Below are 22,763 nucleotides of genomic sequence, written 5' to 3'. Positions count from 1 at the left end.
TGCTCTAGTGCATAATGTGCTTTGTGCTAGGAGACTATCGAATCACAGGTCGTCGCGCATCGGATATCGCGGCCAGCGTCGAGGCGGGGGTGGGCGCGGGCGAGCTCGCTCCCGGCGCGCTGCTGCCCCCGATGCGGGAGCTCGCCGGCGAGCTGGGCGTCAATCCCAACACCGTGGCCGCCGCCTACCGCGCGCTGCGCGAGCGCGGGGTCATCGAGACCGACGGCCGGCGCGGCAGCCGGGTGCGGGCCCGGCCGTCGAGCGCGCCCCGGGACGCGCCGCGGACCCCGCTTCCGCCGGGTGTGCGGGACATCTCCGCGGGCAATCCGGACGTGGCCCTGCTGCCCTCCCTCGCCGGGCCGCTCGCGGCCGCGGCCCGGCGGTACGCGCAGGCCCCGACGCTGTACGGGGACGACCCCGTCGACCCGGAGCTCGCGCGCCTGGCCCGGGCGGACTTCGCGGCGGACGGGGTGCCGGCCGGACCGGTCGCGGTGACCTCCGGCGCCCTGGACGGCATCGAACGGGTGCTCACCGCGCACCTGCGGCCGGGCGACGCGGTCGCGGTCGAGGACCCGGGGTGGGGCAGCGTGCTGGACCTGGTCCCGGCGCTCGGGCTGCGGGTGCTGCCGGTGACCGTCGACGACGACGGGCCCGAGCCGGCCGCCGTCGCGCGGGCCCTGGCCGCCGGGGCGCGGGCCCTGGTGGTCACCTCGCGCGCGCAGAACCCCACCGGAGCCGCGGTCGGCGCGGCGCGGGCCCGGGAGCTGCGGGCGGTGCTGGCCGGCCACCCGGAGGTGCTGGTGCTGGACGACGACCACGGGCACGGGATCGTGGAGCTGCCCCTGCACGCGCTGGGCGGCTCCACCCGCCACTGGGCGCTGATCCGCTCCGCGGCGAAGGCCTACGGGCCGGACCTCAGGCTCGCGGTGCTCACCGGGGACGAGGTGACGCTGGACCGGGTCCGCGGCCGGCAGCGCCTGGGGCAGGGATGGGTGAGCCGGCTGCTCCAGTACGCGGTGGTGGAGCTGTGGAGCACGCACGCGGTGGACCGGGCCGCGGTGGCCCGCTCGTACGGGGAGCGGCGGAGCGCGCTGCTCACCGCGCTGCGGGAGCGGGGCGTGCGGGCGCACGGGCGCAGCGGGATGAACGTCTGGGTGCCGGTCGCCGACGAGACCTCGGTGGTGACGAGCCTGCTGACCGCCGGGTGGGGGGTCGCCGCCGGGGCCCGGTTCCGGGTCGAGGCGGCGCCGGGGATCAGGCTGACGGTGTCGCAGCTGGCGCCGCGGGACACGGCGGAGCTGGCGGACGCCGTGGCCGCGGCGCTCAGCCCGCGGGCGTCGCGGGCCCGGTACGCCTGACCCGCTTGCGGGCGCCGGGGCGGGTCTGGGTGAGCGCGGCGCCCGCCAGGACGATCGCGGCGCCCACCGGGGTGTTCCAGTGCAGCTGCTCGCCCAGGACCAGGACGCCCGCCGTGGTCGCGATGATCGGGATGAAGTAGGTGACCATCTGGGCGGTGGTCGGGCCGACCTCCGTCACCAGGCCGTACTGCATCTGCAGGGCCAGGCCCGTGCCCAGGGCGCCCAGGGCGATCACCGAGAGGGTGGGCCAGAGCGGGAAGGAGCCGGGGACCGAGGTGAACAGGGCGCTGACCAGGGCGAGCTGCAGCGTGGAGACGAGCAGCTGGCCGCCGGTCAGGGCTACCGGGGAGCCCGGGGTGCCGGCCAGCGTGCGGCGGACGTAGATCCAGCCGACGGGGTAGCAGAGCGAGGCGAGCAGGGCCAGGGCGGTGCCCCTGCCGTCGACGCCCGAGAAGCCCTGCCAGGCGCCCAGGACGGTGAGCACGCCGAGGAAGCCGAGGCCCAGACCGGCGAAGCGGCGGCGGGTGGGCCGGTCCTCGGACAGGGCGACGATCGACAGCGCCATGCCCCACAGGGGGGAGGTGGCGTTGCAGATGCCGGCCAGGCTGGAGGGGATGGTCAGCTCCGCGTAGGCGAACAGCGAGAACGGCACCGTGTTCAGCAGCAGGGCGGCCACGGCGAGGTGGCCCCAGGTGCGCAGGCCCCGGGGGAGCGGCTCGCGGCGGACCAGCAGCACGGAGAGCAGGGCGAGGGCGCCGAACAGCACCCGGCCCAGCGCCACCTGGAAGGGGGCGTACGCCTCGGTGCCCACCTTGATCAGCAGGAAGCTGAAGCCCCAGACCACCGACAGGATCGCGAAGCGTACGCGCCAGTCCAGGCGGCCGGTCCGGCGCGGTGTACCGGGGGAGGCGGCGGCGCCCGCGCGGCCGGTGGCGGAGAGGGAGGAGGGGAGGGTCGGCGGGGGTGCCGCGGGTGCGCTCATGCCCTTACTGTGCTCGTATCAACTTCGTAGGACAAGCGAGAGTTCGTGCCGGGGACGGCGTAGCATCGCTTACATGTTGAACCTGGAGCGCCTGCGCACCCTCGACGCCCTCGCCCGGCACGGCTCGGTCAGCGGCGCGGCCGACGGCCTCCACGTCACCACCTCGGCCGTCTCCCAGCAGATGGCCAAGCTGGAGCGCGAGGTCGGCCAGCCGCTGCTGGCCCGGAACGGGCGCGGGGTCCGGCTCACCGACGCCGGGCGGCTGCTCGCGGAGCACGCGGCCCGGATCATCTCCCAGGTGGAGCTCGCCCAGGCCGATGTCGAGGCCCAGCGGGGCTGCGCCGTGGGCGAGTTGCGGATCGGCGCCTTCCCCACCGCCATGCGCGGACTGCTGCCGCGGGCGCTGTCGGCCCTGCGCGCGGACCACCCCGAGCTGCGGGCCCGGGTCCGGGAGCAGGAGCCCGAGGAGAGCATGGCGGCCGTCGTCCGGGGCGACCTCGACATGGCGCTGGCCATCGACTGGCACAACAAGCGGATGCCGGTCCCCTCCGAGCTCACCCGCACACACCTGCTCGACGACTCGGTCGACATCGCGGTGCCGGTCGGCCACCGGCTGGCCGACCGCACCCGGATCTCCCTGGCCGAGTTCGGCGACGACGACTGGATCTCCTGGAACGAGGGCCAGTTCTGCCACGAGTGGCTGGTCTTCACCCTGCGGGGCACCGGCATCGAGCCGCGCATCGCCCACATCGCGGAGGAGCACCACACCCAGCTCGCCTTCGTGGAAGCCGGGCTCGGCGTGTGCGTGGCGCCGAGGCTCGGCCGGGGACCGGTGCCCGCCGGCGTGCGGCTCCTGCCGGTGTGCGACTCCGTACGCCGGCACGTGTACGCCGTCTGGCGCGCGGACGCCGACCGGCGGCCCTCCATCCGGGCCGCGGTCCAGGCGCTCCGGCAGGCGGCCTCCGGCCGCGTGTGACCCGACGGCGTCGCCGCCCCTCGCCCGAGCCCGGACCGGCCGCGTGTGACGCGCCTCGGTCCGACCCGCCTCAGAGCTTGCGGAAGTCCCAGGAGACGACGGAGTCCGGGGTCAGGCGGAGCCAGGCGTGCCGCCCGTCGTGCGGCATCTCCTCGATGCCGAAGTTCTTGCGCGGGAAGATCCGTTCGGCCTCCGCCAGTTCGGGGCAGGGCTCTCCGGTGCGCGGGGCCTCGCCCACGAAGACGACGCTGCCCGACAGCTCCACCCCGCGCAGCTCGTCGTACGACTCGCCCGCGTCGACGACCACCGATACGCGGGAGTCCTGGCGCAGGTCGGACCAGCGCCGGCTGCGCGTGATCGAGTACAGCCACAGCGAGCTGCCGTCCCAGGCGAACCACAGGGCGCCCACGTGCGGGCGTCCGTCGGGGGAGACCGTCGCCACCCGGCAGGTGCGCTGCTCCCTCAGGAAGGCGTCCACTTCCGCGTCGGTCATCATGATGCGGCGGCCCCGCCGCTGTGTCTCGTCCATCCGATTCCGCGCCCCTTCACATCTGACTGTGTGTCAGGAATCATGAGGGCTCCACCGCCGCCGCGCCAGGGGGAGCCATGCCCGATCTCGATCCCGCGACCACCGCCCTGCTCACCGTCGAGTGCCAGAACGGTGTCGTGGGTGAGCGGAGCGCGCTGCCCCAACTCGCGGCAGCGGCGCGGGACTCGGGGATGCTGGAACGGGTGGCCGCGCTCGCCGACGCCGCGCGCGGGGCCGGCGTACAGGTGGTGCACGCGGTCGCCGAGCGGCGGCCGGACGGGCTCGGGGCCAACACGAACGCACGGCTGTTCCGGGCCGCCGGGAAACTGCCGGTGCGCCAGCTGTCCGGCAGTGCGGCGGTGGAGGTGGCGGCCCCCGTGGTGGTGGCCGAGCAGGACCTGGTGGTGCGCCGGCTGCACGGCCTCTCCCCGATGGCCGGCACCGACCTCGACGCACTGCTGCGCAACCTCGGCATCCGCACCCTCGTCGTCACCGGGGTCTCCTCCAACATCGCGATCCCGAACACCGTCTTCGACGCCGTGAACCTCGGCTACCGGGTGGTGGTCCCGGCGGACGCCATCGCGGGCGTGCCCGCCTCCTGCACCGCCGAGGTGATCCGCAACTCCCTCGCCCTGGTCGCCACCATCACGACATCCGAGGCCCTCCTCGCGCGCTGGACGGCCCGGGCGTCCTGACGGATAACCTGGGGCGATGCTGTCCGAAGTCATCGTGACCCGCTACGTCACGCCTCTGCGTGAGGGCGGCTCGCTCCCGGGGGTCGTCGAGGCCGACGCAGCAGTCCGGCAAGGAGTTGCCCCGGCAGAGGAAGGGCTACTACCCTCACGATGGCGCGACAGACGCGTGATCTCGGGATGAGGAGGTTGATGAATATGGCTGCCGTTGGCCGTCATCAGCATGCCCTCATCCGGCCCGTGCGATAACAGTGCGGCCGGTCGTTCCAACGACCAGGAGAGACACATGTCTTCCTCTTCTTCACACGTCGACGCCGACGTGGTCACCAAGCGCCTCGTCCTGCGGCCCTGGGCCAGGAGCGAGGCCATCGCGGTCCTCGACGGCACCCGGCCCCCGCACTGGGCGGACGACTTTCCCGCCGAAGGCGATCGGGTGGTCGCGGGCCTCTTCGAGCAGCGCCCCGACTGGCTTGGCCCCTACGGCCACCGTCTGGTCATTGAGCGCGACAGCGGGCTAGTGGTGGGCTCCATCGGCCTGTTCTGGCCGCCCAGCGAGGGGATCCTTGAGATCGGCTACGGCATCGTCGTCTCTCGGCGTGGCCGAGGCTATGCCCCCGAGGCCACCAAGGCCCTCGCACACTTCGCCCTCACCTTGCCGGACGTCCACACGGTGTCCGCCGACGTGGAACTGTCGAACCCGGCCTCAGTCCGAGTACTGGAGAAGGCCGGCTTCCGCCGTTGGACGACCGGGGAGAACGTAGTCAAGTTCAGGATCTCGAACCCGGACCGCGATCTACGCTGATTGCGTGGGGTCCTGGAAGCGGTGCCCTCCAGGACCTCGCCGCGGTCGCGGCTCCGACCCTTCGGACGACGCAGCGACGGATGAGATCACATCATGAGTCACACCACGTCAGGTCACGGACTGGCCGTTGACGCCGTACTCCTCGGAGGGCATCGAGTCCCGTTCGGTATTCGCGCCGTCGCGCGTCACCATGAACAACGGACGCGATCGGAGGACCGGACCGACAAGTTGCCCGCGCGTCACGACCCCTCAATCATCCGGTCCTGCGTAGCCCTCGGGCGTGTAGCAAAATTGCACGTCCGTTGCCTCGGCATACGCGATGACGTCGCCTCAACCACTTCGTCGACGGTCGTACCGAGCCGGAGCGGTCCGACGCCGACATCAGCTCACCAGTTCCAAGGGCCGGGATCGAATGCTGCCGCGCCTGCACATGGGCGGGGAGTCGAAGCAGCGAGGCGAAACCGGGTTGTGCCTGGAGCGATGATCGGCTTGGGTTCGTGCTCGTGACTGCCTTGAATGATCTCGTACGTCCGGACCGCTATCCGCGCTCGTCATGCTATGACCCTGGCTGGTTGCTCAACCTCGCCATGGGGCCGAACCCGTTGTGGATGCTGGAGGACCTCGCCCAGGACCTTGATCTGCGCCCGGGGATGCGGATTCTCGACCTCGGTTCCGGCAAGGGCGCCACGTCGGTGTTCCTAGCCCGCGAGTTTGGCGCCCGAGTCGTCGCGGCGGACTTGTGGATCGCCCCCGAGGATGCGGCAGCCGTCTTCGCCGACGCGGGTGTCGGCGATCAGGTGGAGGCTGTGCGAGCGGAGGCGCACGCCTTGCCGTTCAAGGAGGAGAGCTTTGACGCCATCGTGAGCGTCGACGCGTTCGAGTACTTCGGTACGGGAGACAACTACCTGCCCTACCTGATCCGGTTTCTCCGCCCTGGCGGACAACTGGCCATGGCGACTCCCGCCATGACACGGGACGTCCGTGAACTCGGGGCCATCCCGTCCCACATCAAGGACGTGGTGGGCTGGGAAGCGATCGCCTGGCACACGGCGGAGTGGTGGCGCTTCCAGTGGGCGATCACTGAACTGGTGGAGGTCACGTCCGCGCGGCTACAGCAAGATGCCTGGCAGGACTGGCTGCTGTGGGCCCAGGCGTGCGCCGAGCATCAGCCGGACGGCCAGAGCGCCAACCAGCCGGTCATCGACATGCTCACCGCGGATGGCGGAGAGTTTCTCTCCTTCGCTCTGGTAACCGCACGCAAGAACTAGGTGGTCAACTCCGAAAGTCCTTCGGGGCCTGACGCGAATGGTTGGGGCTGTGTGGGTGCACGGCAGGCTGGGCATCGGCCAGGGCCGCTGCCCAGCGCTGATGATGGTCACATGCGAGTTGCTCCCGCGTCCGAGGTGATCACCTCCGTCCCGGCGGGGTTCACCGCGGGAGCCGCTTCGTGGTCGGCGCTTTCCGCGTGTTGTCAGGCGACGCGGAGGATGCTCTTGCCGTGGGTTGTGCCTTCGGCGAGGCGCTGCACGGCCATGGCCAGGTCCCCGAGGGCGTACTCGGTGGTGATGTCCGTGCGTACCTTGCCGTCGGCGACGAGGCCGAGTGCGCGGCGGGCACTGTCGGCGAGCCGCTCGGGGTGGGTCTGGCTGAGCAGGTTGCTGTTGTAGGTCAGGAGTGACTTGCCGTGCATGAGAAGGCCGTTGGCGTTGGCGAGGACGGGTTCGTACGTGGCGAGGTTGCCGTATGCCACCAGTCGGCCGTGTGCTGCGAGCTGCTTGAGGCCGGCGGTGCGGGTCGAGCCGCCGACCGGGTCGAGGATGACGTCGGGCTTCTCGTCGCCGAGCTTGGCCGGCAACTCCTCGCGGAGCAGGAGCCGGTCGTACCCGAACTGCGCGGCATATTCGGCCCTGTCGGCAGTTCCGACCACGCCGACGATCCGGCCTGCTCCCGCCAGTCGGGCGAACTGGGCAGCGAGCGTGCCGACTGAGCCGGCGGCGGCGTGGATCAGCACGCTTTCCCCGGGCCGCACGTGCGCGGCCGTGTTGATCAGGTCATAGGCGGTCGGTGCGCCCCACCCAAGACCTGCGGCTGCCCTCAGCGGCATGCTGCCGATGCCGAACGTGAGCGTGGCGGGTGCGAGGACCACCTCGGCGTAGGCGCCTGAGGTGGTCAGCGCGGTGACGGCCTCACCTACCCGGCGTGCGTCGATACCCGCGCCGACCGCGACGACGTGCCCGGATGCCTCGAACCCAGGGACAAAGGGGCGCGGTACGGGGAAGTGGCCGTCCCGGACCATGATGTCGCCCCACTGGATCCCGGCGTATGCCACGCGGATCGCCACTTGCCCGGGGCCGGGGGTGGGCTCATCGAGTTCGGCGACCCGGTAGTGGTCACCGGTGTCGAAAATGACAGCCTTCATGGTTACAGCCCCCTGTGTTGACTCAGTATCCTTACAGTCGAGGACTGTAGGTGTGTAAGGATCCTGAGTCAACACATGGACCTGTCAATGAAGTGGGAGTGTGCGTGAAAGCCCCGATCGAGAACAACCTCTGCATCCGGATCAGGCGGTCGGAGCAGGCGTTGATGGCGCACCATGAGGCAGTACTGCGTGCCTACGGACTGACCATGACGCAGTACACCGTGCTGTTGGTCCTCTCACGCGAAGGCGGCATGTCCGGCGCCCAAGTGGCCCGGTCCTGCGGCGTCACGCAGCAGAGCATGAGCAGCGTGCTGACCAACATGGAGACCAAGAAACTGATCCGACGCGAGACGTCCCCCGTGCACGCCAAGGTGCAGATCGCCACCCTCACCGACGCGGGCCAGGCACTGCTGGACCGCGCCTACCAGGAGGTGGTCATCCTTGAGCGTGCGCTCACCGACGCGTTCACGCCCGCCGAACACGCTGCACTTTGCGAACTTCTGGAACGCGCCACCACCATCCTGACCCAGCAGACGCGCCACGCGGCAGCCCCGCCCGCCACCTGAGCCTGCGGCCGCCACGCGCGGGGCCCCGACCACCCCACCAACTTCGGCATCCCGGTGTCCCACGGCGCCGCTCCGCACCGCCTCCCTCAACTACCCGGACCGCTACGTCCGCCACTGGGAGTTCCGGGCCAGGCTGGACGCGGACGTCAGGAACCTGGCGAGAGGAACGGCGAGGTGGGGCTGGAGAGGAACGACGGCAGCGCCGCCTTCAAGAGCAGCGCCACCTTCCCCCGGCGCACCGGACTCGCCGACGCGGCAGGGGCCTCCTACGAGTCGTACGGCGCGCCCGGACGCTTCCTACGGCACCGCGACTTCCTGCTGTACTCGGGGCCGGCGGCCACCACGACGGCCAAGGCCGACGCCACCTTCCGCCTGGAGTAGCCGCGCCGTGCCCGTGTCCACCGCCGGCCCCGCGGCGGGCGCGGGGCGTCAGCCGCCCAAGAGCTGCTCCGTCCAGATGGTCTTGCCGGCCGCCGTGTACCGGCTGCCCCACCGGTGGGTGAGCTGCGCCACGAGGAACAGGCCGCGCCCGCCTTCGTCGGTGAGCTGTGCCCGGCGCAGGTGCGGCTGTGTCTGGCTCGGGTCGGAGACCTCGCAGATCAGCACACGGTCCTTGATCAGCCGTAGGCCGACCGGGCCGCCCGCGTACCGGATGGAGTTGGTGACCAGCTCGCTGATGATCAGCTCCGTGGTGAAGACGAGGTCCTCCAGGCCCCAGGCGGTCAGCCGGTCCGTGACGAGCGCGCGGGCCTCCCGGACGAAGGACGGGTCGGCGGGCAGTTCCCACGCGGCGGTGGCGTCGGCGGACACCTCCCTGACCCGCGCCACGAGCAGGGCGAGGTCGTCGTCCGGCGGCTCGCTCAACAGGGCGCCCAGGATGCCGTGCCCGATCTCGGTGACCGGCCGCCCGCTGTCCGCGCCGTCCCGCGCACCCGCCCGGACCGTCTCCAGCTGCCGCTCCGACCGGTCGGTGCCCTTGGCGAGCTCTCCGCCGTAAAAGGCCAGCACATCGCCGGGCCCCAGACGCAGTTCCACCGCTTCGAACGGTTGCCCGCCGGTGCCGAGAACCGGACCCGGGCGGTACGTCACCGTGCCGCTCCCGTCCCGTCCCCTGGCGGCCAGCACGGGCGGCGGGTGGCCGGCGCCGGCAACCACGCAGGTGAGGGACACCGGGTCGTAGGTGGCGTAGATGCAGGTGGCTCCCGTCAGCGTGCTCGGCGCGTCCCCGCGCGGCTCCTGGTGGGCGTCCTCCTCCGCGAAACGCACCACGAGGTCGTCGAGGTGCGCCAGCAGTTCGTCCGGAGTGAGGTCGAGGTCGGCGAGGGTCTGTACGGCCGACCGCAGACGCCCCATCGCGGCCATGGCGCCGAGGCCGTGCCCGGCCACCGTTCCCATGACGAACGCGAGCCGCGTCGAGGGGAGTTGGATGACGTCGAACCAGCTGCCGCCGATGGCCGCCGTCGTGGCGGCGGGAACGTATACGCCTGAGGTCTCGGCGCCGGTGACGTCCATGACCGGCCTGGGCAGGAGACTGCGCTGCAGGGCTTCCGCGGTACGGCGCTCACGGGTGTACCGGCGGGCGTTGTCCATGCTGAGCGAGGCCCGGGAGCCGATCTCCTCGGCGAGGACCGCGTCCTCCTGGTCGAAGGTTCGCCCCTCCGCGGTGCGCCACAGGACCAGCGCGCCGAGGACCGCGCCGCGTGCCCGCAGCGGGACCAGCATGAGGGAGGTGGCCTGAGGCGGAAGAATCAGCCGTATCCGATCCGCCTCACCCGCCAGCACCGCGCGGAGCTCGGTCAGGTCGGGGAGGAAGACTGCTGAGCCCCCGCGAAGGTGGACGCTCTCGACACTCCCGAGCCGGATGGTCTCGCCCACGGCACTGTTCTCCGGCGGCCATCGGCCGTCGGCGGCCCGCGCGGCGACGCGCCGCATCGGCGCTCCGGTGATCAGGTCTCCCGGGTCTTCGCCGAGCAGCACGGATTCGGTCAGGTCGACGGCCGCGAGGTCGGCGAACGCCGGGACGAGTACCTCCGTCAGCTGTTCGGCGTCGCGCACCAGGTCGAGGGAACTGCCGATCTCCGCGGCGGCCGCGTGGAGCAGCGCCTGTCGCTCGGCGGAACGCTGGTCCGCCGGCGGCGGGGGCGGTGCCCGACGGAGGTCGTCGGCGACAGCGAGCGGTACGGGGTGGGCCGGGTCGGCGCGACGCAGGCGCAGCAGGAATCGGGCCGGCGACCCCTCCATGAGGGTGATGAGGTCGACATCGGCCTCCAACTGCCCGCCGCCGTCCGGCCGGCGCAGTCGGGCACGGGCGCCGCGCCGGGCACCTCCGACGGCTCCGGCGACGAGACGGGCCCACAGGCCGGGGTCCTCGAAGAGCCGTTCCGCGGCGAGCGGCTCGGCGCAGGAGGCCCCCGAAGGCCTCAGGAGCGCCGAGCAGCGTCGCCGCGGCGCGTGTGCCCGTCAGGACCTTGCCGGCGGCGTCGAGAACCAGAACAGCCGTGGGGAAGTCCGCTGTCGTGACGGATTCCCTCGGGCCGTTGACGCTCACTCGTGTCTCATTCCGGCAGGATCGATGACGCTCCTGATCTCATTGAACACCCCGCGAGCGGTGCTCGCGCGCCGGTGGCGGCCCGCGCACCGGCGCGACCGCCGACGACGCACGAGAGGCGGTCGCCGACGGCCGCGCGTCACCTGCCGGTGGCGCCGGCTATCGCAGCGGCGGGTAGGCGTTGCGCATCAGTTCCTGGAACTGGGCGGAGAACCAGCGGCCGGAAACCGGCGCGCCCGGCAGGGCTCCCGACGGGTTGAATCCGTTGCGCGGATTGCCCCCATACGTCGGGTCGCACATCCGGTCGAATCCCTTGCCCTCGTCATTGGGGATCTGGCTGCTCGATCCGTCGGACTCGCCGGGCGGCTTCATCCATACGTACGCGTCGATCCCCGCGGCCGGGTGCGCCGTCGGACGCTCACCGATCCCCGCCCCGGACTGGTTGCACCAGTTTCCGACGTGGACGCGCCGGTCGAAGCGGCCTCCGTCGACGTACGTGTCCACGCCGGCCCGGGAGCCGGGGCCGGTGGGCCTGGCGGCGCCGCCCCAGCCGTTGCGTGAGGTGTCGATGAGCATGCCGATCCCCGGGTCGAAGCCAACGGAGACGAGCTTGGCGCGGAATGCCTGGGCGAAGGAGAGCTCGTCCACGTAGCGGTTCCAGTCCACCCACTTCGACTCGCGGACGGACTTGCCGGCGACTGTGTCGCCGACGGCGAAGTGCTCCTCCTTCAGGGCGCTGTAGTTGGCGGTGTTGGTGATGAATCCGTGCACGGAGGCGACGGTGCTGCCCTCGGCCGTGGCGGCCTGCTTGAACAGGTCGGCGGACGGGCCGAAGTTGTCGTCCCAGCCGATCCACCCGTGGTGCCCCGCGTCGACGTAGTTGTAGACGTTGGGGACGGCTCCGAGCTTCCTGAGGGCGTAGCCGACGCCCTTCACGTAGTTGCCGTTGGCCTTCATGGTGTCGCACTGCGGGGTCGCGGTGGGCCGGCTGCCGGTGTTGGTGACCAGATTGGGCAGGGAGTCGATCTCGACCGTGGTGACGATCCGCAGAGCCGCGTACTTGGGGTTGCCCAGGATCTCGGCGATCGGGTCGATGTAGCGCGCCTTGTACGCGTCGATCTCGTGGGCCTTCAGCTCACCGTTGGAGGCGAGGGCCGCGCAGTCGCGTCCGGGGAGGTTGTAGACGACGACCTGGATGACCAGCTCGCCCGCCCCCTTCTGCCGCAGGGCCTCGTCGAGGTGCGCGCGCAGCCACATGCTGCTCGGGGTGCCGGCGATAGCGGCGATCCGGTCCAGCCACACGCCGGTCGGCTGACCGGAGATCCGGCTGCCGCCGGGCTCGGCCGCGGCCTTCGCCGACCACTCGGGATTCACGTAGACCGACGCCCCCCGGTACGGGTTGTCGACGCGGGTCCCGGGCGGGTCGGTGGGCCCCGGCGGGTCGGTCGGGCCGGGCGGGTCCGTGGGGCCGGGGCCGGTGCCGCAGGTGACGCCGTTCAGCTTGAAGGCGGCCGGGAGGGCGTTGTCCCCGCTATAGGAGGCGTTGAATCCGAACGAGGCGGAGGCGCCGGTGCCGAGCGCCCCGTTGTAGGCGGCGTTCTTGGCGGTGACGCCGGCGCCACTCTGCGTCAGCCCGGCGTTCCATCCCTGGGTGACCTGCTGGTTTCCGGCGAAACCCCACTCCAGCTGCCAGGTCTGGACGGCCGCGCCGGTGTTCGTGACGGTGACCGCGGCGGTGAAGCCGGAACCCCACTGGTTCTGGACGCTGTAGTCGACCTTGCAGCCGGCGGCGGCCGTTCCCGGGCCGCCGGCGGACACGGCCGTCGCGGTACCCGTGGCCGCGGCGACGAGGGCCACGGCCGCGAGTAAGGCGGTACGGCGGCGGAACGAAGTCGTGGAGGTCATGGTGTGTCCTTTCCTTCGCGTGTGGGGAGGGCGCGCAGACGGTCGCGCAGCCCGATGCCGAAGGCCGTGGGTGTGCCCTCGTAGGAGCTGATCAGTGCGGGACCGGAGGAGCAGTCCCAGGTGTTCCAGGTCCAGCCGAGATAGGACAGCCCCCGGCCGTCGAACCACCGCATCACCCGGTCGACAAAGGCGTGCGAGCAGGTGTTCTCACCGATCTCGCCCGCCACGACCGGCAGCTCGGCCGCGAGCGGGCCGAGTACGGAGTCCCAGCAGGCCTCGTCGGCGCAGGCGTTGAAGTTGTAGACGTGCCAGGCGGCGGCGAGGTTGGCGACCGGGTCGTGCGGCCGGTGCGCCCACCACTGGCTGAGGTCGTTGGCGTACGCGATGCCGGCCGCCAGGATCAGGTTCTGCGCGCCGGTGGCCCGTACCGCGTCGACGAGGTCCTGCATGCCCGCCACCTCGTAGTCGATGCCGGGACAGGTGCCGCCGTCCCGCCAGCAGGCCCAGGCCTGGCCAGGGGTGGAGGCGGCGCGGTCCGGATAGGGCTCGTTGAACAGGTCGAGGACGACGGCGGGATCGCTCTTGAAGGTGTTCGCGACCGAGGTCCAGAAGGCCGGGGCGTAGCGGGCGTCCGGCATGGGTTTCTGGCAGCTGGCGTGGATGTCCGCACAGCCCGCGGAACTGCCGGTGTACCGGCCCCAGGACCAGTGCAGTTCGACGACCGGGGTCATGCCGTGGTCCTCGATGCGCCGCACCAGGGCGGTCACCGCGTCGCGGTAGCGGGCCCCGGCGTACTCGGGCTTGATGTTGTCCAGGCCGAGCCAGCACTCCTCGTTGAGGGGGATGCGGACCGTGTTGGCGTTCCAGTCGGCGATGGCGGTGACAGCGTGGTCGTCCACGGGGCCGTCGAAGATCCCGTGACCCTGGACGCACATGAACTCACTGCCCGAGCGGTTGACTCCGGTCAGGCGGCGGGTGGCGCCGGAGGCGTCGACCAGCTTGTTGCCCCTCACGCGCAGGACGGGCGGATCCTCCACCGGTGTGGGTGTGGGTGTGGGTGTGGGCGTCGGCGTGGGCGGCTCGGTCGGGCCGCCGGGCGCGGTGGCGCAGGTGTTTCCGTTGAGCGAGAAGACCGTGGGGGCCGGGTTGGTTCCCGACCAGGAGGCCAGGAAGCCGAGGGTGACGCTCGATCCGGAGCCGAGTCCGCCGTTCCACGTCTCGTTGGCCGCCGTCGCGGTACGCGAGGTCTGGGACCATTTCGCGTTCCAGCCCTGGCTGACTCTCTGGATGCCCGGAAAGTCGAAAGTGAGCGTCCAACCAGACAGCGGAGCACCCTTGTTGGTGAGGGTGACCGCTCCCTGGAAGCCCTGGTCCCATGTGTGGGTGACGGCGTACTGGACGGCGCAGACCGGCGCGGCCGCGGCCGCCGGGAGATGGGAGAGGGGCGCGGCGCTCACCGTGACGAGAGCCGTGCCCAGGAGTAATGCGGGCATGTGCGGGGGGTGTCGCATGAGCGACTCCTTGCAGCTCAGACGCGTGCGTGACGCAGCGTCAACTGTCGGAATCGCTCCCACTGGTAAGGCTGGACCATAGCGCGCGGCCCGGCCGGCGAACAGAGCCGTGCGCGGCTTCGTCACGGCGCGCCCTGATTTTCTTCGACGGCTCACGCATCTTGACCCCCCGCTCGGCCGGAGAGCATGGTGGGAGCGCTCCCACTGGTGCGTCACCCCGCTTTTCCGTCCCAAGACCCCCTCTGCGTTGCCCCGAGGAGGTGTGAGCTCCCGTGCCCTGACATGAGGAGGCGTGCCGGTTCGCCCCGGCCGGTGGGCCAAGGCGAACCGGCATCGCGCGGCGACCCTCAGGAGCCGGCCTTGCGCTAGTTCCACACGTCGAAACCGACCGCCGCCAACAGCACGAGACCCTTGATGACCTGCTGGTAGTCGGTGCCGATACCGACCAGTGACATGCCGTTGTTCAGCACGCCCAGCACGAGACCGCCGATGATCGCGCCGAGCACGCTGCCGACACCGCCTGACGCCGAGGCGCCGCCGATGAAGGCCGCCGCGATCGCCTCCAGTTCGAAGTTGATGCCCGCCTGGGGCGTACCGGTGTTGAGGCGGGCAGCGAAGACCAGCCCGGCCAGCGCGGCCAGGTCCGGCCCGGCCCGGGAGCGAGGTGGCCGCGGGATGGTGCGGGTTTCGAGCCGCAGTCGAGCGCGGGCCGTAGAGCGGTGCAGCGTCACCGCTGGTGAGGGCCGCCGAGACCCGTACGACACCTCCATGTGGAAGCCCGTCCTGGCTCGGGTCGGTGTGATTTCCCGCCGCAGCTGGAGGGAACCAAGCCCTGGCAGTGGGGGTGCGGCGCACGGGGATGGCTTCCCTGTCCTGAGGCAGTCACGCTGGACCACCATGCTCACTTCACGCGGCCAGGCTTGCGGCAAGGGTCGCCGAGCCGTCGACGGCGGCGGGAGCGAGGTTTCTGGACCGAACTCCCCAGCGCTGATCGCCGGTCCGTCCGGGCTGGTCCGAGATTCGGATAAAAACCTCGGATCGTGAAGTGCGTCCGCCCGCTAGCCTGGGAAAATGCTCACAGAAGTGATCGCGACCCGCTACGTCACGCCTCTGCGTGAGGGCGGCTCGCTCCCGGGGATCGTTGAGGCCGACGACCTCGGGACCTACGTCATGAAGTTCACCGGAGCCGGCCAGGGGCGCAAGACCCTCGTCGCCGAAGTCATCTGCGGGCGGCTGGCCCAGCGGCTGGGCCTGCGGGTGCCGAGGCTGGTGCAGATGCAGCTCGATCCCGTCATCGGGCTCGGCGAGCCGGACCAGGAGGTCCAGGAGCTGCTGAAGTCCAGCGGCGGACTCAACCTCGGCATGGACTTCCTGCCGGGCTCCATCGGATTCGACCCCCTCGCCTACCGCGCGGACCCGGTCGAGGCGGGGCGCGTGGTCTGGTTCGACGCGCTGATCAACAACGTCGACCGGTCCTGGCGCAACCCGAACATGCTGATCTGGCACGGCGACCTGTGGCTCATCGACCACGGTGCCACGATGATCTGGCACCACAACTGGCCCACCGCCGCGTCGGCCGCCGCCAAGCCCTACAACGCCTCCGACCACGTACTGGCCCCCGTGGGCCCGGACATCGGGGCAGCGGCGGCGGCGCTCGCGCCGCTCGTCACCGAGGACCTGCTCACCGAGGTCGCGGCCGACGTGCCCGACGAGTGGCTGGTGGACGAGCCGGGCTTCGAGTCCACCGACGCGGTGCGCCGCGCCTACGTGGACGTGCTGCTGCCGCGCGCCGCCACCATCCACGAGCGGATCACCTTGCAGGCCGAGGTGCCGACCTCGGCCGGACCGCCCGGATGGCTCACCGAGCACCTCGGCGAATGGCCCCACCCGACCAAGAAGAAGAGCGACGGCCAGTGACCGGGCGGAACGTGTTCGAGTACGCGCTGGTGCGCGTGGTGCCCCGGATGGAGCGCGGCGAGTGCTTCAACGCCGGCGTCATCGTCTACTGCCGGGCGCTGTCCTACGTCGCCGCGCGCATCCACCTCGACGAGCGCAAGCTGCTGGTCCTCGACCCGGGCGCCGACGTGGCCGGCGTGCGGGCCGCGCTGCGCGGGGTCGCGGGCGTGTGCGGCGGGGGCGAGCCGGCGGGACAGGCCGCGGGCGACGACGCGGGCCGCCGGTTCCGCTGGCTGATCGCCCCCCGCAGCACGGTCGTACAGCCGGGGCCGGTGCACACCGGCCTGACGGCGGACCCGGAGGCCGAGGTGGAGCGGCTCCTCGAACTCCTGGTGCGCTGACCTCCGGCGGATGAACCGGGCCCCGGTGTATTGCGCACGTTGACACCGGGTGCCAGGGCTCCTAGCGTCTCCTCAGCTGAAGCTACTAAGCGGTTGCTCACCTAGGGGCGGCCGTCTCTCAAGGGCGAGGAGATCCAGCATGTCCACCACCGAGCAGCGCGTCGCGATCGTGACCGGGGCGGCCCGGGGCATCGGCGCGGCCACCGCCGTACGCCTGGCCGCCGAGGGCCGGGCGGTCGCCGTACTCGACCTGGACGAGGCGGCCTGCAAGGACACCGTGGAGACCATCACCGCGGCCGGCGGCAGGGCCCTGGCGGTCGGCTGCGACGTCTCCGACAGCGCCCAGGTGGAGGCGGCCGTGGAGCGCGTGGCCGCCGCTCTCGGCGCGCCGACCATCCTGGTCAACAACGCGGGCGTGCTGCGCGACAACCTGCTCTTCAAGATGAGCGACAACGACTGGGACACGGTCATGAACGTGCACCTGCGCGGCGCGTTCCTGATGGCCAAGGCCTGCCAGAAGTACATGGTCGAGGCGAAGTTCGGCCGCATCGTGAACCTCTCCAGCAGCTCCGCGCTCGGCAACCGGGGCCAGGCCAACTACTCCACGGCCAAGGCCGGCCTGCAGGGCTTCACCAAGACGCTGGCCATCGAGCTCGGCAAGTTCGGCGTCACCGCCAACGCCGTCGCCCCCGGCTTCATCGTCACGGAGATGACCGCCCAGACGGCGGCCCGCGTCGGCATGGGGTTCGAGGACTTCCAGGCGACCGCCGCCACGCAGATCCCCGTTCAGCGCGTCGGCCGCCCCGACGACATCGCCCATGCGATCGCCTTCTTCACGGGCGAGGCCGCGGGCTTCGTGTCCGGCCAGGTCATGTACGTCGCCGGCGGCCCGCTCGCCTGACGGGCGGCCGACCGGCGGATCGGCCGGTCGATCGGGACGAGCAGACGAGCAGACGAGCTGACGAGAGGCAGGACCCACGTCATGACGGACAACGGACCCGACAGCGGCAAGGTCGCGCTGATCACGGGAGCGAGCCGGGGCATCGGCTACGGGATCGCCGAGGCGCTGGTCGCGCGCGGCGACCGGCTCTGCATCACGGGGCGCAACGAGGAGGCGCTCAAGGAAGCCGTCGAGCGCCTCGGCGCCGACCGGGTGATCGGCGTCGCGGGCAAGGCGCACGACGAGGCCCACCAGGCCGTCGCCGTCGAGCGCACGATGGAGGCCTTCGGCCGCGTCGACTTCCTGGTGAACAACGCGGGCACCAACCCGGTCTTCGGACCCATCGCGGACCTGGACCTGGGCGTCGCGCGGAAGGTCTTCGAGACCAATGTGATCTCGGCGCTGGGCTTCGCGCAGCGGACCTGGCACGCCTGGCAGAAGGACAACGGCGGTGCGATCGTGAACATCGCGTCGATCGCCGGTGTCTCCGCCTCGCCGTTCATCGGCGCGTACGGGATGAGCAAGGCCGCCATGGTCAACCTCACCCTCCAGCTCGCCCACGAGATGGCGCCCGGGGTCCGGGTGAACGCGATCGCCCCCGCCGTGGTGAAGACGAAGTTCGCGCAGGCGCTGTACGAGAACCGCGAGGCGGAGGCCGCGGCGGCCTACCCGCTCGGCCGGCTCGGGGTGCCCGAGGACATCGGAGGGGCCGCGGCTTTCCTCACTTCTGCACAAGCGGAATGGATCACGGGGCAAACTCTGGTCATTGACGGGGGAATGTTCCTGAATGCCGGAGTGCATTGACCGATAACCGGACACATTCGCCTCCGCAGGGGAGGCAAATGCGTACCGAATAGGCACGGAACCGGTCAAGTGCCCCACGAAACCTCCCCCATTGGATTCGTGGGGCACTGCGGTAGGGTCTGCCGCACCCCTGGCTGATCGAGGAGCGTGCACGTGTTCAACCGGACCAGATGCCTGCAGATCACTGCGGCCCTTGCGTCCATATCCCTGCTCGCCGGGTGCGGAATGCTCTCGGACGACAGCGGTGACGATGCCAAGCGGATCGTCGTCGGCACGACGAGCGCACCGAGCACCCTCGATCCCGCGGCGGCGTGGGACGGTTCCTGGGAGCTGTACCGCAACGTCTACCAGACCCTGCTGGCCTTCCCCACGGGCTCCCTCAAGCCGCAGCCGGACGCCGCGCAGAACTGCGAGTTCACCGACTCCAAGAACGAGTCGTACCGCTGCACCCTGCGCAAGGGCCTGAAGTTCTCCAACGGCGAGCCGCTGGACGCCAAGGCCGTCAAGCACTCCCTGGACCGGATCCGGACCATCGGTTCCAAGGTCGGTCCCAAGGACCTCTTCGGAACCCTCGACAAGATCGAGACCCCGGACGCGCTGACGGTCGTCTTCCACCTGAACACCCCCGACGCCACCTTCCCGTACGTCCTCGGCTCGCCCGCCGCCTCGCTGGTCGCGCCGAAGGACTACCCCGCCGACAAGGTGCGGGAGGACGGCAAGGTGACCGGCTCCGGCCCGTACGTGCTCGACGCGTACAAGGAGGGCGGCGAGGCCGTCCTCGGCCGCAACGGGAGCTACGCGGGATTCGCCAACCGGAAGAACAACGGCGTGACCATCCGCTACTTCACGGACTCCGTGAAGATGGTCGCCGCCCTCAAGGCCAAGGAGATCGACGCCACCTACCGAGGCCTGTCGGCCCCGGAGATCAAGGACCTCCAGACCCCCGCCGCGCACGAGCTGGGCGTCCAGGTCGTCGAGAACGTCGGCGCCGAGATCCGCTACCTGGTCTTCAACCCCAAGGACCCGCAGGTCAACAAGCTCGCGGTGCGCCAGGCCATCGCCCAGGTGATCGACCGCGGCGTGCTCGTCTCGAAGGTGTACCAGGGCACGGCCGAGCCGCTGTACTCGATGGTTCCCAAGGGGGTCGTCGGCCACAAGACGCCCTTCTTCGACAAGTACGGCCACGCCGACGCCAAGAAGGCCCAGAAGATCCTCAAGGACGCCGGGATCACCCAGCCGGTCGACCTGACCTTCTGGTACACCACCGACCGCTACGGCTCCTCGACCGCGGAGGAGTTCACCGAGCTCAAGCGCCAGCTGGACGAGTCCGGCCTCTTCCGGGTCACCCTACGGGGCCAGCCCTGGAAGGACTTCCAGGTGGGCTACAAGAACCAGGAGTACCCGGTCTTCGGCCGCGGCTGGTTCCCCGACTTCCCGGACCCGGACAACTTCATCGCGCCGTTCGTCGGCAAGGAGAACGCGGTCGGCACCCCGTACGAGCCCGCCCAGATCATCAACGAGCTGCTGCCCAAGACCCGGCGCGAGGGCGACCGCGCGGCCGGCATCCTGCAGTTCGAGCAGGCGCAGCAGATCTTCGCCGAGGACGTCCGGCTGCTGCCCCTGTGGCAGGGCAAGCTGTACGTCGCCGCACGCGAGGACGTCGCGGGCGCCGAGCGGGCCCTCGACCCGCAGACCGCCATGCAGATGTGGGAGCTGTACCGCAAGACCAGCTGGTAGCCGCCGCGGCCGCCACGGGCGGTCGAGGCGCTGTCAGTGGCCCCGGGTAGGTTCTGGAGCAGTCGCACGAACTTGTACCGGAGGTTGTCGCCGTGACCCAGATGCTGCCCGAGTCCTGGCTCCCCGTCCTCGGCGGGGAGCTGGACCAGCCCTACTTCAAAGAGCTCACCGAGTTCGTCGAGAAGGAACGGGCGAACGGGCCGGTCTACCCGCCCCGCGAGGAGGTCTTCGCGGCCCTGGAGGCCACGCCCTTCGACGAGGTGAAGGTCCTGGTCCTCGGCCAGGACCCCTACCACGGCGCGGGCCAGGGCCACGGGCTGTGCTTCTCCGTGCGGCCCGGGGTCAGGACCCCGCCGTCGCTGCGCAACATCTACAAGGAGATGAAGGAGGAGCTCGGCCTGCCGGTCCCGGACAACGGGTACCTGATGCCGTGGGCGCGCCAGGGCGTCCTGCTGCTGAACGCGGTCCTCACGGTCCGGGAGGCCGAGCCCAACTCGCACAAGGGCAAGGGCTGGGAGAAGTTCACCGACGCGGTGATCCGCGCCGTGTCCGAGCGCCCCGACCCCGCCGTCTTCGTGCTGTGGGGCGCCTACGCCCAGAAGAAGCTCCCGCTGATCGACGAGGAGCGCCATGTGGTCGTCAAGGGTGCCCACCCCTCCCCGCTGTCGGCCAAGAAGTTCTTCGGGTCGCGGCCCTTCACCCAGATCGACGAGGCCGTCGCCGCCCAGGGCCATGAGCCGATCGACTGGCGGATCCCGGACCTCGGCTGACGCCCCACCGCGCCTCGGTGCCAATGCCGGTACCTCCCGCTAGCGTGTTGATGATCGGACCGGAGCAGGTCCGGCAGAGCAAGCCGGAGGCCGCCTTGACGGAGCAGCGGGAGGCGTCGGAGGACGCCGTCATGACCAGGATCGGCCAGGCGGTCATCCTGCTGCACGCGGGGGACCGCGAGGAGGCCCGCAACCGGCTCGGCGACATCTGGTCCGAGATCGGCGAGGAGGGCGACTTCCTGCACCGGTGCACCCTCGCCCACTACATGGCCGACGCCCAGGACGACCCGGCGGACGAGCTGGCCTGGGACCTGCGGGCCCTGACCGCCGCCGAGGCCCTGCGCGCCCGCCCGCAGCCGGGCGAGGGCCCGGGGCCCGGCGTCGGCCCGCAGTCCGGCGACGGCCCGGAGCCCGGCCCGGGGCCCTCGCCCGAGCCCGGCGCCCGTTCCCGGGACGCCCGCCGGGCCGACGCGGAGCCGCACCTGGCGATGCGGGTGTTCTACCCCTCCCTGCACCTCAGCCTGGCCGCCGACTACGTGAAGCTGCGCCGGCCCGACGCGGCCCGGACCCATCTGGCCCGGGCCCGCGCGGCCACCGCCGCGCTCGCCGACGACGGGTACGGGAACGGCGTACGGGCCGCCATCGCCCGGCTCGAACGCCGACTGGCGGCGGAGCCGGACCCGGGCCCGGACCCGCGGCCCTTCCCGGAGCAGTCGCCCTAGGCCGGATCTGGGCCCCGGCGGGCGCTCAACCGCCCTGGACGCCCGCACAGATACGGGCCTCCGGGCTGTCGGGCCGCCAGTGCCCGTGTCGGCGGCCGAGCGCGCACACGTCGGCCGGGCGCACCGGAAGTCTGCGCAGCACCTCGCGCTCCACCTCCGCGTCCTGACCCGAACGGCCCTTGCGGCCCTCGGAGCGCCCGGAGGAGGCCCCCGGGTGCCTCGGCGGCTCGGGGATGTACGGGACCGGAGGAGCGGCCTCCAGGGGCGCTCCGGGAGCCTCCCGTGCCGCGCGCCGCGGGGAGTCGTGCGCGGGGCCGGACGCCGCCGGCCGCGCGGGCCGCTCCGGAACCGCCTCCAGCGCCTCCAGCGCGGGCGCCCGGACCACCACCGGCTCGGCCGCGGGGCCGCCGCGCGGCTGGTGCCGCGGCGGGGCCCCCGCCGTGGGGGCGGCCGCCGGCTGCACGGCGGCGGGGCTCACCTGCACGCAGCCGGAGACGGCCGAGACCGCGCAGGCGACTCCGAGCAGGAGGGTTGTCGTGGTTCGGGTTGGATGCACGGCGCAACTCTGCTGTGCGAGGACCCCGTTGCGAAAACCCGGGGCCGATATTCACCCCGCACGGGTGACGGGGAGGCGGTGTCCGGAGGACAGCCGTTACTCGCCGGTGCTGCCGTCTGTGTGCTCCCGGAGCAGGTCCGCGTGACCGTTGTGGCGGGCGTACTCCTCGATCATGTGGGTGTACACCCAACGCAGGCTGAACGTCTCTCCCCGGTGGTGGGCGGCCGGATCCGACTCCTGTTCCAACGGCCGGCCCGCGGCGGCCTGCCGCGCAAGCTCGACCTCCGTCTGCCACACCTGCTCCGCCGCGGCCCAGGTGTCCGCGTCCGTGAAGTGGAAGTCGCCGTCGGGCTCTTCGCGCGTGCAGTACAGCTCGGGCAGGTCCTCACCGAGCATGATCTCGCGGAACCAGTACCGTTCCACCTCGGCCATGTGCCGTACGAGGCCCATGAGGCTCAACTCGGAAGGTTTGAGGGGGGTCTGGCGCAGCTGGGCGTCCCCGAGGCCCGAGCACTTCCAGGCCAGGGTGGAGCGGTGGTAGTCGAGCCAGCCGTCGAGCATGTCGCGCTCGCCGGCCGTGGTGGAGGGTTCGGGGCGGTGGGTTCCGGAGTTCGTCATGCGCCCATCCTGGTCGAACGCGCCCCCCGCC

The 22,763-nt window shown here is 71.4% G+C and carries 22 protein-coding genes and 1 pseudogene; 14 read left to right on the top strand and 9 right to left on the bottom strand.

The window, feature by feature from the left end:
* The first annotated feature begins 23 nt into the window (after window positions 1-23).
* On the top strand, window positions 24-1,358 hold the full coding sequence (locus tag ACFWUQ_RS16500) for an aminotransferase class I/II-fold pyridoxal phosphate-dependent enzyme (RefSeq protein ID WP_384538359.1): 1,335 nt from the start codon (window positions 24-26) through the stop codon (window positions 1,356-1,358).
* Here ACFWUQ_RS16500 and ACFWUQ_RS16495 read toward each other — a convergent pair.
* The gene (locus tag ACFWUQ_RS16495) at window positions 1,324-2,340 is read right to left on the bottom strand and encodes a DMT family transporter (protein ID WP_384538357.1); all 1,017 of its coding nucleotides are present in this window, start codon (window positions 2,338-2,340) and stop codon (window positions 1,324-1,326) included. The genes ACFWUQ_RS16500 and ACFWUQ_RS16495 overlap by 35 nt on opposite strands.
* 73 nt (window positions 2,341-2,413) lie before the next feature.
* Between ACFWUQ_RS16495 and ACFWUQ_RS16490 the strand changes: the two genes are divergently transcribed.
* The gene (locus ACFWUQ_RS16490) at window positions 2,414-3,316 is read left to right on the top strand and encodes a LysR family transcriptional regulator (RefSeq protein WP_384538355.1); all 903 of its coding nucleotides are present in this window, start codon (window positions 2,414-2,416) and stop codon (window positions 3,314-3,316) included.
* 70 nt (window positions 3,317-3,386) lie between these two features.
* Here ACFWUQ_RS16490 and ACFWUQ_RS16485 read toward each other — a convergent pair whose 3' ends face one another.
* On the bottom strand, window positions 3,387-3,845 hold the full coding sequence (locus ACFWUQ_RS16485) for a pyridoxamine 5'-phosphate oxidase family protein (RefSeq protein ID WP_384538353.1): 459 nt from the start codon (window positions 3,843-3,845) through the stop codon (window positions 3,387-3,389).
* Between the two features lie 77 nt (window positions 3,846-3,922).
* On the opposite strand from ACFWUQ_RS16485, the gene ACFWUQ_RS16480 reads away from it, so the two are divergent.
* The 3 genes from ACFWUQ_RS16480 (at window position 3,923) to ACFWUQ_RS16470 (ending at window position 6,607) form a co-directional block, all read left to right on the top strand.
* Window positions 3,923-4,540 carry a cysteine hydrolase gene (locus ACFWUQ_RS16480; RefSeq protein ID WP_384538351.1) on the top strand — a complete coding sequence of 206 codons (618 nt, stop codon included), beginning with the start codon at window positions 3,923-3,925 and terminating at the stop codon, window positions 4,538-4,540.
* Between the two features lie 283 nt (window positions 4,541-4,823).
* Window positions 4,824-5,339, top strand: a complete 516-nt coding sequence (locus tag ACFWUQ_RS16475; protein WP_384538349.1) for a GNAT family N-acetyltransferase — start codon at window positions 4,824-4,826, stop codon at window positions 5,337-5,339.
* A 572-nt stretch (window positions 5,340-5,911) separates the two neighbouring features.
* A complete protein-coding gene (locus tag ACFWUQ_RS16470; RefSeq protein ID WP_384538347.1) occupies window positions 5,912-6,607 on the top strand; it encodes an SAM-dependent methyltransferase in 696 nt (231 codons plus the stop codon).
* Between the two features lie 203 nt (window positions 6,608-6,810).
* Here ACFWUQ_RS16470 and ACFWUQ_RS16465 read toward each other — a convergent pair whose 3' ends face one another.
* Entirely contained in the window at window positions 6,811-7,758 is a 948-nt protein-coding gene (locus ACFWUQ_RS16465; protein ID WP_384538345.1) for a zinc-binding alcohol dehydrogenase family protein, read from the bottom strand.
* Between the two features lie 104 nt (window positions 7,759-7,862).
* Here ACFWUQ_RS16465 and ACFWUQ_RS16460 point away from each other — a divergent pair, with 104 nt between their 5' ends.
* Together ACFWUQ_RS16460 and ACFWUQ_RS16455 are read left to right on the top strand one after the other, a co-directional pair.
* Window positions 7,863-8,324, top strand: coding sequence for a MarR family winged helix-turn-helix transcriptional regulator (locus ACFWUQ_RS16460; protein ID WP_384538344.1), 462 nt, complete (start codon window positions 7,863-7,865; stop codon window positions 8,322-8,324).
* A 174-nt stretch (window positions 8,325-8,498) separates the two neighbouring features.
* Window positions 8,499-8,705 carry an AbfB domain-containing protein gene (locus ACFWUQ_RS16455; protein ID WP_384538342.1) on the top strand — a complete coding sequence of 69 codons (207 nt, stop codon included), beginning with the start codon at window positions 8,499-8,501 and terminating at the stop codon, window positions 8,703-8,705.
* Between the two features lie 48 nt (window positions 8,706-8,753).
* Here ACFWUQ_RS16455 and ACFWUQ_RS16450 read toward each other — a convergent pair whose 3' ends face one another.
* From ACFWUQ_RS16450 to ACFWUQ_RS16435, 4 genes and pseudogenes are all read right to left on the bottom strand, one after another.
* Window positions 8,754-10,595 carry a SpoIIE family protein phosphatase gene (locus ACFWUQ_RS16450; RefSeq protein WP_384538340.1) on the bottom strand — a complete coding sequence of 614 codons (1,842 nt, stop codon included), beginning with the start codon at window positions 10,593-10,595 and terminating at the stop codon, window positions 8,754-8,756.
* Between the two features lie 436 nt (window positions 10,596-11,031).
* Entirely contained in the window at window positions 11,032-12,777 is a 1,746-nt protein-coding gene (locus ACFWUQ_RS16445; protein WP_384538339.1) for a glycoside hydrolase family 6 protein, read from the bottom strand.
* A complete protein-coding gene (locus tag ACFWUQ_RS16440) occupies window positions 12,774-14,288 on the bottom strand; it encodes a cellulase family glycosylhydrolase (RefSeq protein WP_384538337.1) in 1,515 nt (504 codons plus the stop codon). The genes ACFWUQ_RS16445 and ACFWUQ_RS16440 overlap by 4 nt, the downstream gene beginning before the upstream one ends.
* A 365-nt stretch (window positions 14,289-14,653) precedes the next feature.
* Window positions 14,654-14,929: pseudogene (locus ACFWUQ_RS16435) on the bottom strand (sugar ABC transporter permease); the annotation flags it as partial.
* 430 nt (window positions 14,930-15,359) lie between these two features.
* Between ACFWUQ_RS16435 and ACFWUQ_RS16430 the strand changes: the two are divergent.
* The 7 genes from ACFWUQ_RS16430 (at window position 15,360) to ACFWUQ_RS16400 (ending at window position 21,558) form a co-directional block, all read left to right on the top strand.
* Window positions 15,360-16,205 carry a HipA family kinase gene (locus tag ACFWUQ_RS16430; RefSeq protein WP_384538336.1) on the top strand — a complete coding sequence of 282 codons (846 nt, stop codon included), beginning with the start codon at window positions 15,360-15,362 and terminating at the stop codon, window positions 16,203-16,205.
* Window positions 16,202-16,585 carry a DUF3037 domain-containing protein gene (locus ACFWUQ_RS16425; RefSeq protein WP_384538334.1) on the top strand — a complete coding sequence of 128 codons (384 nt, stop codon included), beginning with the start codon at window positions 16,202-16,204 and terminating at the stop codon, window positions 16,583-16,585. Before ACFWUQ_RS16430 ends, ACFWUQ_RS16425 begins: the two co-directional genes overlap by 4 nt.
* A gap of 139 nt (window positions 16,586-16,724) precedes the next feature.
* Window positions 16,725-17,486, top strand: coding sequence for a 3-oxoacyl-ACP reductase FabG (gene fabG, locus ACFWUQ_RS16420; RefSeq protein WP_384538332.1), 762 nt, complete (start codon window positions 16,725-16,727; stop codon window positions 17,484-17,486).
* 81 nt (window positions 17,487-17,567) lie between these two features.
* A complete protein-coding gene (locus ACFWUQ_RS16415; RefSeq protein WP_384538330.1) occupies window positions 17,568-18,329 on the top strand; it encodes an SDR family oxidoreductase in 762 nt (253 codons plus the stop codon).
* A 153-nt stretch (window positions 18,330-18,482) separates the two neighbouring features.
* A complete protein-coding gene (locus ACFWUQ_RS16410) occupies window positions 18,483-20,066 on the top strand; it encodes an ABC transporter substrate-binding protein (protein WP_384538328.1) in 1,584 nt (527 codons plus the stop codon).
* Window positions 20,067-20,167: 101 nt separating this feature from the next.
* The gene (gene ung / locus ACFWUQ_RS16405; RefSeq protein ID WP_384538380.1) at window positions 20,168-20,836 is read left to right on the top strand and encodes a uracil-DNA glycosylase; all 669 of its coding nucleotides are present in this window, start codon (window positions 20,168-20,170) and stop codon (window positions 20,834-20,836) included.
* Between the two features lie 95 nt (window positions 20,837-20,931).
* Window positions 20,932-21,558, top strand: coding sequence for a hypothetical protein (locus tag ACFWUQ_RS16400; protein ID WP_384538379.1), 627 nt, complete (start codon window positions 20,932-20,934; stop codon window positions 21,556-21,558).
* Window positions 21,559-21,583: 25 nt separating this feature from the next.
* Here the strand turns inward: ACFWUQ_RS16400 and ACFWUQ_RS16395 are convergent, their stop codons facing one another.
* Both ACFWUQ_RS16395 and ACFWUQ_RS16390 read right to left on the bottom strand, forming a co-directional pair.
* Window positions 21,584-22,114 carry a hypothetical protein gene (locus ACFWUQ_RS16395; protein ID WP_384538326.1) on the bottom strand — a complete coding sequence of 177 codons (531 nt, stop codon included), beginning with the start codon at window positions 22,112-22,114 and terminating at the stop codon, window positions 21,584-21,586.
* Window positions 22,115-22,210: 96 nt separating this feature from the next.
* Window positions 22,211-22,732, bottom strand: a complete 522-nt coding sequence (locus ACFWUQ_RS16390) for a DinB family protein (protein ID WP_384538325.1) — start codon at window positions 22,730-22,732, stop codon at window positions 22,211-22,213.
* Between the last annotated feature and the right edge of the window lie 31 nt (window positions 22,733-22,763).

This window comes from Streptomyces sp. NPDC058662, assembly GCF_042716255.1.
Lineage (GTDB): Bacteria > Actinomycetota > Actinomycetes > Streptomycetales > Streptomycetaceae > Streptomyces.
The sequence above is the reverse complement of the archived record's forward strand: the minus strand, read 5'-3'. Positions and strand labels throughout refer to the sequence as shown.